15 protein-coding genes and 2 pseudogenes are annotated in these 12751 nt (G+C 40.2%); 10 read left to right on the top strand and 7 right to left on the bottom strand.

Going from position 1 to position 12751, the window contains the following annotated elements; genetic code table 11:
• Window positions 1-163: 163 nt before the first annotated feature.
• The 5 genes from F967_RS06995 (at window position 164) to F967_RS06975 (ending at window position 4176) form a co-directional block, all read left to right on the top strand.
• On the top strand, window positions 164-1306 hold the full coding sequence (locus tag F967_RS06995; RefSeq protein ID WP_004799067.1) for a ribonuclease D: 1143 nt from the start codon (window positions 164-166) through the stop codon (window positions 1304-1306).
• 91 nt (window positions 1307-1397) lie between these two features.
• The gene (locus tag F967_RS06990) at window positions 1398-1703 is read left to right on the top strand and encodes a YcgL domain-containing protein (protein ID WP_004799065.1); all 306 of its coding nucleotides are present in this window, start codon (window positions 1398-1400) and stop codon (window positions 1701-1703) included.
• On the top strand, window positions 1696-2082 hold the full coding sequence (locus F967_RS06985) for a hypothetical protein (RefSeq protein ID WP_004677448.1): 387 nt from the start codon (window positions 1696-1698) through the stop codon (window positions 2080-2082). Before F967_RS06990 ends, F967_RS06985 begins: the two co-directional genes overlap by 8 nt.
• Before the next feature lie 42 nt (window positions 2083-2124).
• Window positions 2125-2976, top strand: coding sequence for an AAA family ATPase (locus F967_RS06980; protein ID WP_004799062.1), 852 nt, complete (start codon window positions 2125-2127; stop codon window positions 2974-2976).
• A 12-nt stretch (window positions 2977-2988) separates the two neighbouring features.
• Complete coding sequence (locus tag F967_RS06975) at window positions 2989-4176, top strand: vWA domain-containing protein (RefSeq protein ID WP_004681972.1); 1188 nt, start codon at window positions 2989-2991, stop codon at window positions 4174-4176.
• A 16-nt stretch (window positions 4177-4192) separates the two neighbouring features.
• On the opposite strand, the gene F967_RS06970 is transcribed toward F967_RS06975, so the two are convergent.
• Both F967_RS06970 and F967_RS06965 read right to left on the bottom strand, forming a co-directional pair.
• Complete coding sequence (locus tag F967_RS06970; protein WP_004681970.1) at window positions 4193-4606, bottom strand: type II toxin-antitoxin system VapC family toxin; 414 nt, start codon at window positions 4604-4606, stop codon at window positions 4193-4195.
• Window positions 4603-4869 carry an antitoxin gene (locus F967_RS06965; RefSeq protein ID WP_004681968.1) on the bottom strand — a complete coding sequence of 89 codons (267 nt, stop codon included), beginning with the start codon at window positions 4867-4869 and terminating at the stop codon, window positions 4603-4605. Before F967_RS06965 ends, F967_RS06970 begins: the two co-directional genes overlap by 4 nt.
• A 185-nt stretch (window positions 4870-5054) precedes the next feature.
• Between F967_RS06965 and prmB the strand changes: the two genes are divergently transcribed.
• The 5 genes and pseudogenes from prmB to F967_RS13725 form a co-directional block, all read left to right on the top strand.
• Window positions 5055-6065 (top strand): 50S ribosomal protein L3 N(5)-glutamine methyltransferase, encoded by a 1011-nt coding sequence (gene prmB / locus F967_RS06960; protein WP_004799060.1) that lies wholly within the window; start codon window positions 5055-5057, stop codon window positions 6063-6065.
• Between the two features lie 10 nt (window positions 6066-6075).
• Window positions 6076-7167, top strand: a complete 1092-nt coding sequence (gene aroC / locus F967_RS06955) for a chorismate synthase (RefSeq protein ID WP_004799059.1) — start codon at window positions 6076-6078, stop codon at window positions 7165-7167.
• Window positions 7168-7325: 158 nt separating this feature from the next.
• Window positions 7326-7598: pseudogene (locus tag F967_RS06950) on the top strand (iron-containing redox enzyme family protein); the annotation flags it as partial.
• A gap of 104 nt (window positions 7599-7702) precedes the next feature.
• Window positions 7703-8525 (top strand): IS5 family transposase gene (locus F967_RS13730; RefSeq protein WP_155756405.1). Its coding sequence is split into 2 segments (ribosomal slippage): window positions 7703-8080 and window positions 8082-8525, totalling 822 coding nucleotides; the frame shifts between segments, so codons are not numbered across the junction.
• A 102-nt stretch (window positions 8526-8627) separates the two neighbouring features.
• Window positions 8628-8860: pseudogene (locus F967_RS13725) on the top strand (helix-turn-helix transcriptional regulator); the annotation flags it as partial.
• A 218-nt stretch (window positions 8861-9078) separates the two neighbouring features.
• On the opposite strand, the gene F967_RS06935 reads toward F967_RS13725, so the two are convergent.
• From F967_RS06935 to F967_RS06915, 5 genes are read right to left on the bottom strand one after another with little or no spacing between them, the layout of a single operon-like run.
• Window positions 9079-9822, bottom strand: coding sequence for an adenosylcobinamide-GDP ribazoletransferase (locus tag F967_RS06935; RefSeq protein WP_004799057.1), 744 nt, complete (start codon window positions 9820-9822; stop codon window positions 9079-9081).
• On the bottom strand, window positions 9822-10427 hold the full coding sequence (locus F967_RS06930) for a histidine phosphatase family protein (protein WP_004799056.1): 606 nt from the start codon (window positions 10425-10427) through the stop codon (window positions 9822-9824). Before F967_RS06930 ends, F967_RS06935 begins: the two co-directional genes overlap by 1 nt.
• Window positions 10420-11487 carry a nicotinate-nucleotide--dimethylbenzimidazole phosphoribosyltransferase gene (gene cobT / locus F967_RS06925; protein WP_004683802.1) on the bottom strand — a complete coding sequence of 356 codons (1068 nt, stop codon included), beginning with the start codon at window positions 11485-11487 and terminating at the stop codon, window positions 10420-10422. The genes F967_RS06930 and cobT overlap by 8 nt, the downstream gene beginning before the upstream one ends.
• Window position 11488: 1 nt before the next feature.
• Entirely contained in the window at window positions 11489-12007 is a 519-nt protein-coding gene (gene cobU, locus F967_RS06920; RefSeq protein WP_004683800.1) for a bifunctional adenosylcobinamide kinase/adenosylcobinamide-phosphate guanylyltransferase, read from the bottom strand.
• A gap of 2 nt (window positions 12008-12009) precedes the next feature.
• Window positions 12010-12633 carry a 2'-5' RNA ligase family protein gene (locus tag F967_RS06915; protein ID WP_010589527.1) on the bottom strand — a complete coding sequence of 208 codons (624 nt, stop codon included), beginning with the start codon at window positions 12631-12633 and terminating at the stop codon, window positions 12010-12012.
• Window positions 12634-12751 lie beyond the last annotated feature (118 nt).

Below are 12751 nucleotides of genomic sequence, written 5' to 3'. Positions count from 1 at the left end.
AAAAGGATTTTCGTTTTTTTGATGATAGGGAAAAAGGAGTAATTTCATGTATTGCATGTGGAACACTGATTAAATTTATTTTTGCATTTGATTTCGCTTGAGCAATGACTGCAATTTGGCAGTGCCATTGCTAATGGTTCTTTATTATTTTACTTGAGCAAATATGTTTCAGTTTATCCAGCAGCAACAAGATTTAGCTGTTCTCCTTACTCAAATGGAACAATGTTCCATCTATGCACTTGATACTGAGTTTATTAAGGTTGATACCTTATATCCAAAACTTGGGGTGTGCCAAATCAATTTAAATGGCCAGGTTTCCTTGTTGGATGGGACTGCACTGGATTTGGCACACTTCTGGCAAAAAATATTTGATGCACAACAGAACATTTTCCATGCCTGTGGGGAAGATATTGACCTGATCTATCACTATGCAGACCAGAAACCACTTGGCAATGTCTTTGATACTCAAGTGGCAATGGCTTTTTTGGGACATGGCCTACAAGTCAGCTACCAGAATGCCTTAAAAACTCGTTTGAATATTGATATAGAGAAAGACCAGACACGTTCAGACTGGCTGGCCCGACCGCTTACTCAGCAGCAAATGAGCTATGCAGCCAATGATGTGTTGTACTTAACTAAACTCGCTGATGTATTGAAGAATGACCTGAAGCTGAAAGGTCTTTATCAATATGTATTGGAGGATTGCCAGAATCTTACCAAAGAAATTGCACTGGAAACGCCACTTGCAGCGCTTTATACCGATATTGGTAATTACCGCCATTCACGCAGGGAGCTAATGCAGTTACAGCAACTTAGCATCTGGCGCGAACAAATCACCAAGGCACTCAATCAACCACGCAGTTTTATCCTTAAAAATGCCACCATGATTGATTTGGTGGAGAAAAATCCACGTAATAATTTCCAGCTTGCTCAGGTGAAAGGCATACGTCCGAATATTGTGCGTGAACATGGTAAAACCATTTTAGATTTATTGAAGTTTTTGCCCCCTGAAAATGAGTGGCCATTAAGAATGGCTCGGCCTGTAAAAAGTAATTCTAAGGAAGTGGCACCACAAATAGAGATTTTAATAGAGCGTGTGGTTCTTGAAACAGCCGTTCCCAAAGAAGTTTTGCTGCGAAAAAAATGGCTGAACGCGATTTATGAGCATGTGGTTTTTCATCTGGATGAGCAGGATTTACCCAACTATTTATTGGGCTGGCGTTATGAAATCTTAACCAGACCATTGATTGAACTGTTGCGGCAGGATATTGAATATTTGGGCACACAGATGAAGATTTCCCAGTAAACAAAACACGACTGCTGCGTTAACATTCCTTGATGTACCTGTTATTTTTTTCATGTATGCTGTTTTTGATTGATAAGAGTTGTGAGTAAACATGCACTGCGATATTTATAGATCGAGCAAAAAAGACGAAATGTATATGTATATTGCTCGTCCAAACTATCCTGATGACAAGGAACCAGAAAATCTGTTTGATGGTATTCCTGAAGCCGTGTTGCAAGCATTTGGCAAGGCGACTTTTGTCATGCATCTGGAGCTGCACAGTGAGCGCAAGCTTGCCCGTGTGAACGTTCTTCATGTTTTGGACTCACTACACAGCAAGGGGTTTTTTATCCAGATGCCGCCTGAGGGATTAATTAATCCAAATGCGGTGGAACCAGAGGGTTTGCGCGGTGCTTGAAACTTTAACAGCGATCTGGTCCAACATCCTGTCAGTGCTGGATCAATTCCCTGAAGAGAATGTTGCGATCATTGTTTATGTGACAGGAACACTCATTGCATTATGGTGCTGGTATCGCCTGATGTCGCGTTTACCCAATCCAGTCGGTGGAATCCTATGGATTATTGTATTTGCCATTCTGGCAACGCCTACGATTTCCGAGGGCCCTAATTCGGCATTAGCACCAGCAGTCTTTGGCCTGATTTTTGGTATATTGACCAAAGAGCATATTTTAATCTGGTCAAACCTGTCATTAATCCTGTTTGTCATTGGTGTAGGTCTACTGGTTGGATTTTGCTGGTCAAAGTATTCCGCAAATAAAACTGTACGTTCCGCTTAAATATTCACACTAAAGTAAAGATAGAAAAATAAGGTTGTTTAAATGTCTGCTGATACTCAACACTTCACTGGTACAGATCAATATATTGCAACTGAAAGCCTTAAACTGGCAGTAAAAGCTGCGCGTGCTTTGCAAAAACCACTTTTGGTCAAAGGTGAGCCAGGCACAGGTAAAACCTTGCTTGCAGAACAGGTGGCTGAAAGTCTAGGTTTAAAGCTGATTACCTGGCATATCAAGTCAACCACCAAAGCCCAGCAAGGCCTGTATGAATATGACGCTGTTTCACGTTTACGTGACAGTCAGTTGGGTGATGATCGTGTTTATGACATCAAGAACTATATTAAACCAGGTAAATTATGGGAAGCCTTTACCAGCGAAGAACGTTGTGTATTGCTGATTGATGAAATTGACAAGGCTGATATTGAGTTTCCAAATGACTTGTTACATGAACTCGATAAAATGTCGTTCTATGTCTATGAAACAGGTGAAACCATCACTGCGACCCAACGTCCAATTGTGATCATCACCTCAAATAATGAGAAAGAACTTCCAGACGCGTTTTTACGCCGTTGTTTCTTCCACTATATTGAGTTCCCAGATGAAGCCACCATGCGTGACATCATCGCGGTTCATTTCCCGAATATCTCAAATACTTTGGTCAGTGAAGCCCTACAGGTGTTCTTTAAGTTACGTGAAATTCCAAACTTGAAGAAACCCCCATCAACCTCTGAATTGATCGACTGGTTAAGTCTACTCATGGCAGATGATATGCCTGAGGATGTGTTGCGTAATCGCGATAAGTCAAAAGCGATTCCGCCGTTGTATGGCGCGTTAATCAAGAATGAACAAGATGTGCAACTGCTTGAACGTTTAGCATTTATGTCACGCCGCTAAGAGTGTTTACCAATGTTTGTACGATTGTTTTACACCTTGCGCAAATATGGTGTACCTGTAACAACTCGTGAGCTGATTGATCTCAATCAGGCGGTGGCATCAGGTCTGGTTTTTGCAGATCAGGAAGAATTCTATCAATTGGCTAAAACCATTTTGGTCAAGGATGAGCGTTTCTTTGACAAGTTTGACCGTGCCATGAAAGACTATTTTGATGGCATTGAAACTTTTGATCTTGATGAATTACTTAAACAAGTTCACAAATTGCCAAAAGACTGGTTTGATCTTGAGCTATTGGAGAAACATCTCACTCCTGAACAACGTGCAGAACTACTCAAAGCAGGTTCGCTTGAAGAACTGATGAAAATGCTGGAAGAACGCTTGCGGGAACAGCATAAAAAACATCAGGGTGGCAATCGTATGATTGGTACAGGTGGAACTTCACCTTTTGGTGCTTTTGGTGATCATCCAGAAGGTGTCCGAATAGGTGGGCCAGGGCGTAAACGTTCAGCGGTAAAGGTGTGGGAACAGCGCAAATACCAGAATCTTGATGACGATCAAGTGTTGGGAACACGCCAGATGCAAATTGCGTTGCGTCGTTTACGTAAGTTTGCCCGTCAGGGTGCAGCCGAAGAACTCGATGTCGATGGTACCATCCGTGAAACGGCCAAACAGGGTATTCTGGATGTACAACTCGTGCCTGAGCGCCGTAACCGCATTAAAGTGCTGATGCTGTTTGATGTGGGCGGTTCAATGGATGCTTATATCGCTGAATGTGAGAAGTTGTTTAGCGCCGCAAAATCAGAATTCAAAACGCTGGAATATTTCTACTTCCATAACTGTCTTTATGACTATGTATGGAAAGACAACCATCGCCGTAGTTCAACACGCATGAATACATGGGATCTATTCCATACCTATGGACGTGATTACCGTGTGATTGTGGTGGGTGATGCCAGTATGGCACCATACGAACTCAAGTCGGCAGGTGGTTCAGTTGAATATATGAATGATGAGTCGGGCGAAGTATGGCTTAGACGTTTACGTCAGCATTTTGACAAAACCGCTTGGTTAAATCCTGAAATGGAAGGTTACTGGCATTACACCCAGACCATTAACTGGATCAAAGAAATTTTTGAAAATCATATGTATCCAATGACACTAAAAGGCATTGAAGATATGACCAAATATTTATCTCGTTAAACTTCATAAGGCTGATTCATGTTGGATCAGCCCAGTTTTCCAGTGTTAAATCTGTAATGCGATTAAATTCCTTACAATTGTTGCTCACCAAAATACATTTTTCGGCAAGTGCATGACTTGCAATCCATAAATCATTATTACCAATCGGTGTTCCAGCTTGTTTGAGTAATAGTGCATGATGAGCATAGTACTCACAAAGTTGTTGTTGAGTACTATAAAGGACAGGGATTCGCAGAATCAGGTTTTCAAGCTGTTTTAAAACAACAGTCTTTCGCTGACTGCCGTAGGCTCCTTTTAATAATTCCGCATAACTGATAAATGACATACACAATTCATCATCCTGTGAGAGTTGATTGACTCGTTCAATCACACTCAGGGGTTTATTCTTCATGAAATAGATCAGAATATTGGTATCCAGCATATATTTCATAAAGCATCACGCTCTTGTACTTGGTTATCCTCTAAACGATTTTTTTCTAGAGCCTCAACAAAGTCATCATCAAATTCATTTAAGGCTTGCCATAATGCTTCACCTCGATTTTCATTTAAATCTGCAATAGGATGAATGACCAAATCTCCATTCTGATTCAAAAAAATTTCTACCCGCTTGGTATTTAAACGAAATTCTTGTGGAATACGAACGGCTTGACTATTGCCATTCATAAATACACGAGATGTAATTGATGTGCTCATCATAGCCTCCAATGTATGTACACATAGTGTGTACATTAAAGCATTAAATCAAAATATTGAATAGTATTTAATCAATCCAATTGATCTATTTTTTGTTTTCAGTGGATTAATGATGAAACATTAAAAAATAGTTGAAAAACACGATAGAATAAGCCGTTTTGCAATCCTTGCCTGTGGAGACCTACGTGGATCGACCAACCATTCCCCCTGAACATTTACAAGAAGCGTCTGAGCATTTATCAACAATTCGGGATTTTATCCGTTTTGGGGTGAGCGCATTACGCCAATACGATGCACATTTGGGGCAAGGTACAGAAGATTATTTTGCAGAAAGTTCAGCTCTGGTTTTGCAAACATTGTCACTGGAATGGTCTGCTGATGCAGAGATTCTAGATGCTAAACTTTTACCAAGTGAAAAAGCTGAATTTTTAAGTTTATTGGAACGCCGTATTAATGAACGTGTTCCGACCTCATATTTATTGAATCTTGCATATTTCTTTAATAAGCCTTTTTATGTGGATGAGCGTGTACTGATTCCACGTTCACCAATTGCAGAGGCGATTGAACAACGTTTTGCGCCATATTGTCTGGATGAAAATGGGAAAATGCGTGAAGCCTTGAATAATTTACCTGAGAATCCAGCAGCAAAAACGCCGCAACGTATTCTGGATATGTGTACAGGTTCGGGATGTATTGCAGTGGCCTTGGCTTATGCTTTCCCAGACTCGGAAGTGGATGCAACCGATATTTCCAAAGAAGCTCTCGAAGTCGCTTCAATCAATGTGGAGCATCATAACAAGCAATATCAAATTGCGTTGCTTGAATCTGATCTATTTGCAAAAATTCCTACTGAAAATCAATATGATCTTATCGTGAGCAATCCTCCTTATGTTGATGCAGAAGATATGGCGGACTTACCTGATGAATTCCTGCATGAACCTGAGTTAGCCTTGGCTGCGGGTCAGGATGGTTTGGACCTTGTTCGTAAAATGCTGGCTCAGGCGGCTGACTATCTTACAGAGGATGGCCTGATTGTGATTGAAGTGGGCAACTCTGAATGGGCAATGCGTCAGAACTTTAATACAGTGGACTTCCATTGGCTGACATTCCAGAAAGGTGGTACAGGTATTTTTGCACTCACTGCTGAACAATGCCGCCGCTATAAAGATATATTCCAGCAATCTATTCAAAATTAAGGGGCTGAAAATGGCAGGCAATAGTATTGGTCAACTTTTTCGGGTAACCACCTGTGGCGAGTCGCACGGTGTTGGATTAATGGCGATTGTTGACGGTGTACCACCAGGTTTGGAACTATGCGAAGATGATTTACAAAAGGACCTGGATCGCCGTAAACCAGGAACCTCAAAGTTTGCGACCCAGCGTAAAGAACCTGATCAGGTTGAAATTATTTCAGGTGTTTTTGAGGGTAAAACCACAGGTACGCCGATTGGCCTGTTGATTCGCAATACAGATCAGAAATCTAAAGACTACGGTAATATCGCGCAGACATTCCGCCCTGGACATGCTGATTATACCTATACACAGAAATATGGCTTCCGTGACTATCGTGGTGGTGGCCGTTCAAGTGCGCGTGAAACGGCAATGCGAGTTGCCGCTGGTGCAATTGCCAAGAAATATCTTGCTGAAAAATTTGGTATTGATATTCGCGGCCATGTCACCCAAATTGGTAATGAAGTTGCTGAGAAGCTGGATTGGTTGGAAGTACCGAACAACCCATTTTTCTGTGGGGATGTTGATGCAGTGCCGCGTTTTGAACAGCTTGTAACCTCATTACGTGAACAAGGAACCAGTTGTGGTGCAAAACTGGAAATTCTTGCTGAAAAAGTACCAGTGGGCTGGGGTGAACCTGTTTTTGATCGTCTGGATGCGGATATTGCCCATGCCATGATGAGCATTAATGCCGTTAAAGGTGTCGAAATCGGTGATGGCTTTGCTGTTGCAGGGCAGTTTGGTCACGAAACCCGTGATGAACTGACCACAGATGGTTTCCTCGCCAATCATGCTGGCGGCATTTTAGGGGGGATTTCAAGTGGTCAAACCATTCGTGTTGCGATTGCCTTAAAACCAACTGCAAGTATTACCACCCCAGGAAAAACCATTACAATTGAGCGGGAAAATACGGATGTGTTAACCAAAGGTCGTCATGACCCATGTGTGGGTGTGCGTGCCACGCCAATTGCCGAAGCCATGCTGGCGATTGTGTTAATGGATCATTTCCTACGCCATCGCGCACAGAACGCAGATGTGATTTCACCATTTCAGCCAATCGAACCTTAATTTAATATAAGCTTATAATTAGGCCACACATAGAATGAATCATATGTGTGGCTTTAATAGTATTTTAAATATATCTTTAAAACTTTTTAAGTATTATTAAATTCAACAACAAAATTATAGTGCTTCAGAAATAACATTATCTGAAGTGGAAATATAATTGGGCAACAGGGGACTGGACTATACAGGTGTATAAGGGAATTCAAACCTACACCCAACATCCAGAAGTCAATATTAATAAACGATCACTTGCCTGGTTAAGAGCACATGCACATTATGATGACCTACATCCTTATGAGGCTATGGAACTGATCAAGCGACTGTGTGACAAAGATCCAGTTTTGCAGAGAAAGGCTTTTTTAGCTGCCAAAGAAGGATTGGCCTATTATGAGCTTGCTCTTGATGAGTGCTATAAGTTGCAGCATAAAAATTAAAATCCATAAGACAGCTATTTAGTTAATACTAAATAGCTGTCTGGTTTTTATATTTTGATCAATAGACCTCTTGCGAAAGTAAAAACTGCCTCAATATAGATTCCATGAAATATCAGAAATTAAACCGTTTTTCAGATTCTGAATTCAAGCGCTTGGTTGGCGTACCTCGACCAGTTTTTAGTGAAATGGTCGAAGTTTTAAAAGAAGCAGAATCACTTAAAAAGAAATCTGGGCGTCCTCATACTTTAGCTATAGAGGATCAATTATTATTAACACTCAATTACTTACGGAATTACAGCACTCAATTGGAATTGGCTGCAAATTACCATATCGCTGAAAGTAATGTGAATCGAACCATTAAAAAGGTTGAAGATGCATTAATGAAATCAAGGCGTTTTACCCTGCCAAAACGAAGCATTACAACAGCAGACGAACAATTTAACTGGGTCATTATTGATGCTACAGAATGTTCAATAGAACGTCCCAAAAAAAAATCAGAGTAAGTTCTACAGTGGTAAAAAGAAGAAACATACGCTAAAAGCCCAAGTGATCTATCATCCGAAGAGCAAACAAATCATAGGAGTAGATATATCTTCTTGCAGTCAGCATGATATTAAATTGGCAAGAAAAACAGTTAAGAAATTCAAACATTGTGAATATGTTATGACCGATTTAGGGTATTACGGATTAGAGCAAGATGGCTTTAAATTGTTGATGCCAATCAAAAAAAAGAAAAAATTTCCATTATTTAAAGTTGAGAAAAAGTACAATAAAATGATTGAAAAAATACGAGTTGTGATCGAACACATTAATAGTCAATTGAAAAGATTTAGAATACTCAGTGAACGCTATCGAAATAGACGGAAAAGATTCGGTTTGCGCATTAACTTAATTGCCGCACTGGTAAACCGGATGAACTTGCAATAACGACTTTCGCAAGAGGTCTAATTTAATAGTTGCATTTTTTCATCAAAGTTTTCTAGAACAAGACATTTTAAATGTTGCAATTCATCAAAACAGGTAGCGTAAAAACCACATACATCAGAAAGGACCTTGCAGCGCCAGCTCACGAATGAGTAAACATCTTTTCAAAGAATTATTTTTGCAGGCAGTAAGCAGAAAATCTTTTAAGAGAAAACCAGTTATCAATTAAAGAAATTTCAGAACGTTTAGGTTATGCAGACATTTCACATTTTTCACGCGCTTTTAAAAAATGGACAAGTGTTACACCAAAATTTTATAGAGAGATTTCTACAAACTAAGGGCTGAAGTTATTGAAGCGAAAAAGTCTGATCGTTTACAGTGATACCTAAATGATCCAGAGCATCATGCAAATTATCCTAAAAATTAAGATGGAAAAATATTTGGTTTTTATTTCGCATAATGTATATTATGTTAAATAAGCAATACAAAAATCATAGATATCATAGTGAACATTTCAAGATTTTTTAAGCATTCTTTCAACCCGTCTTTTTATATTTTAAGCAATATAAAAATAAGCAACCACAAATGCAATGAGTACATTCATTTCGCTTAATTCAATACCTGCGCCAATGGTATCGCCTGTAATTCCACCAATTCTTTTGATAAATAGTGAACGCAAATAAAAAAGTAACAGTAAAAAGCTAATAAGTACGACTAAGCCATACCATTTGAACAGATAAAGCAATGATAATGTAATGACAAATACTATCCATGAAATAGCTTTGGGAAGAAAATCCGTCATTGAACGTCCCAAACCTTTATCTCTGACATAGGTTGTGGTTAAAAACAAAAATAAGGCGACATTACGTCCAAGCATAGGAACCAGAATAAAAAATGCATTCAAATGCTGTTCAATTAACACATAAAGTGCTGTAAATTTTAACAAGCACACTATGATAAGGCTGAGCACACCAATTGGACCACATGCTGGGTCTTTCATAATCTGTAAGGTACGTTCTCGATCTCCAAAACCGCCTACCCATGCATCTGCGGTATCGGCAAGACCATCCAAATGTAGGCCACCAGTAAGCCAAATCCAGATGACCAAGACAATACTGGCTAACAGAATGGCGGGTAACTCGATCAGAGCAACAGATAATCCAAATAAAATCAACCCAATCAATAAACCAATTACAGGATAAAATAATAGGGATTGTGCATTTTGCCTTGCCGTGGGAATTTGCTTTAATTGCACAGGAACAATGGTGAGAAATTGCAAGGCAATCAAAAATGGCAACATTACTCAACCTTTTCAAAAGATAATTGTGCTGGTTGATGAGACAACCTAAAGGAATGTAATTGCCCAGGTTCAGCAGACATTTTGAGCAGATCATCTAAGCCCTGTTGTTGTGCCAAACAACTTAATAATTTAATCACACCGCCATGTGTGACTACCAATGCAGACTGATAGTGATGTTGCCGCATATATTCGGCAATCTGCTGAAAACCATTGAAGACACGTTGATGAAACTCGACTAAAGATTCCCCGTTTGGCGCATGATATTGGGTTGGAAATTGCCAGAAATTTGCCAATAACTCAGGTAATGTTTCATAGATGGTTTGAGTTGAAATGCCCTCCCAATCACCGAAATACATTTCCTTGAGATATTCATTTATAAATAAGGGTCGCTGTAAATCATTTGATAATTTTTCGGCAAATAATCGGCAACGCTGTAAGGGTGAACTAACAACTACATCCCAATTCTTTTGATTAAGATGATGTTGAACGGTCGCCTGCATTTGTGACCAGCCCTGTTCTGTCAGTTCGTCATCCAGCCAGCCACGCAAGGTATGACCTAAAGTTGTCTCACCATGACGCAACAAGTCCAGCCGTAACTTAGCCAACTTTATCACCTGAAACCACCGCTTCTGCAAAGGTTGCCATTTGATTATGCAACGCACAGGCAAGTTGAAGCATGGATAATGCTGCGCCTGCACCACTACCTTCACCTAAACGCAGGTTCATGTTTAAAATTGCTTGGGCATTCAGTTCTTTTAAAATACGTTGATGACCATATTCAGCCGATTGATGACCAAATAACATCCATTCTCTGGCCTGTGGCTGAATACGAACCGCACATAAGGCAGCAACCGAGCTAATAAAACCATCAACAACGATTGGCAACCCCATTTGTGCGCAACGCAGATATGCTCCTGTCATGGCGGCAATTTCCAGTCCACCGACCGCTGCCAAAATTTTCAAAGGATTATTCTCAACATCTGCTTGATGCAGCTTTATGGCCTGATCAATAACTTGAATCTTGTGTTGTAATTGTTCAATATTAATCCCCGTGCCCACACCTGTAAGCTGTTGCGCTGATTCATCTAGCAGTAAACAGGCAAGTGCCGAAGCTGAACAGGTATTGCCAATCCCCATTTCACCTGCAATAAAAATATCAGCCCCTTTCGATTTCGCTAGGTCTACGCTGTTTTTACCCAATTGTAATGCAGCCTGACACTCTTGTTCAGTCATTGCAGCCTGTTTGGCAAAGTTTGCTGTACCTGCACGAATACAGTGGCGTTCAACGCCTGCATACTCATAAGCATCACCAACAGTTCCACAATCAATCACCTGTAAATGAGCCTGATGATGCTTGGCAATCACACTGATCGCTGCGCCACCTGATGCAAAATTTTGCAGCATTTGGCGGGTTACGGCTTGCGGATAGGCAGAAATATTTTCTTCCACCACGCCATGATCGCCTGCAAAAATGCTAATCCACGGTTTATTGATTTTTGGAAAAACTGTACCCTGTAAACTTGCCAAGGTAATTGCAATCTGTTCTAAATCACCCAATGCGCCTGTCGGTTTGGTCAGTTGTAATTGACGTTGCTCAGCCTGCAATTTTGCATCCAGATCAGGATGCTGAACTGGTGCTAAATACCAATGAGTTTGTTCAGCCATATTATTTTTCACCTTTTAAAATCATTGGAAATCCTGCCACACAAAACACCACTTTATCCGCCAATTGGCCTAATGCCTGATGTAAACGCCCTGCCTCATCCACAAAACGTCGGCTGATTTCACCCATCGGCACAACACCAAGCCCTGTTTCATTACTCACTAAAATGATGTCTGATTTCAATTGGGGCAATACTTTCATTAATTTTTCGGTTTGTTGCTGCTGTAATGCTGTATCTTCAGCCAATAATAAATTGGTCAGCCATAAGGTCAGGCAATCCACCAAAATGAGTTGATTTTCCTGATCAAGTTGCAGTAATTGATCTGCCAGAAAAATGGGTTCTTCACAGAGTTGCCAATGACTTGGACGTTGTTGCTGATGATGTTGAATGCGTTGCTGCATTTCTTCATCCAATGCCTGCGCCGTTGCAATATAGACAACTGATAATCCGCTTTCTTTGGCTGTTTGTTCAGCCAGACGGCTTTTACCTGAACGTGCGCCACCTAAAATCAGTTGCAACATATTTAACCTAATTGAATTTGATGATAAGGATAAAGTAATCCTTGTAAAATCTGGGCTTTATAATAGCCGAAAGTGAGTTGGTTCACCTGAATTTTCATGTTCTTTCGTGGCAGTTTTTGAATACGTTGCAGAACCAAATCACTGGCCCAAGTATCACCATAAAGCCCCAATGTGATATGTGGACAATAATCAACTGCTGCAATCTCTGTTGAACTTTGTGCAAGTTGTTTACGGATTTTGCCTAGGATGTTGTTCTGATCATGGATATGCAGGAATAATGCACTACTAAAGCTATCAATCTGGGTCATTTCCAGCTCAAAAGGTTCTAGCCGTAGTTGTTGAAGTAATTCAATTTGGTGATTTAAGGTCTTAATTTCAAAATCATCATCAAAATTGGGATGATGAGAAGTTAGAAAACCACAAACAAACAGTGTGATATGATATTGGCGCTGGTTAGACTTGATCAGTAAATCTGAAAATTGTGCCCTGATACCATCTAAATAGCTGATGAATTCAGGTTGGTAAATCTCAATATACCACACCCCATAATCCGAACGCCCACGATGCCATTCAGGATAGTCTCGGATTTCAGTGGCCATCAGTTGACTGGATGCTTGTAATAACACAACATTTAGAATGACTTTAAAGTTGTGCTATTCAAACATAATGATGTGGTTCTAGGATTTTAGACCACGTCTATAAGTGATAATCTACTCCCCAATAAGCATGGGAAATGCTTGTTTT

The sequence above is a fragment of the Acinetobacter sp. CIP 102637 genome (genome assembly GCF_000368425.1).
GTDB lineage: Bacteria > Pseudomonadota > Gammaproteobacteria > Pseudomonadales > Moraxellaceae > Acinetobacter > Acinetobacter parvus.
The sequence above is the reverse complement of the archived record's forward strand: the minus strand, read 5'-3'. Positions and strand labels throughout refer to the sequence as shown.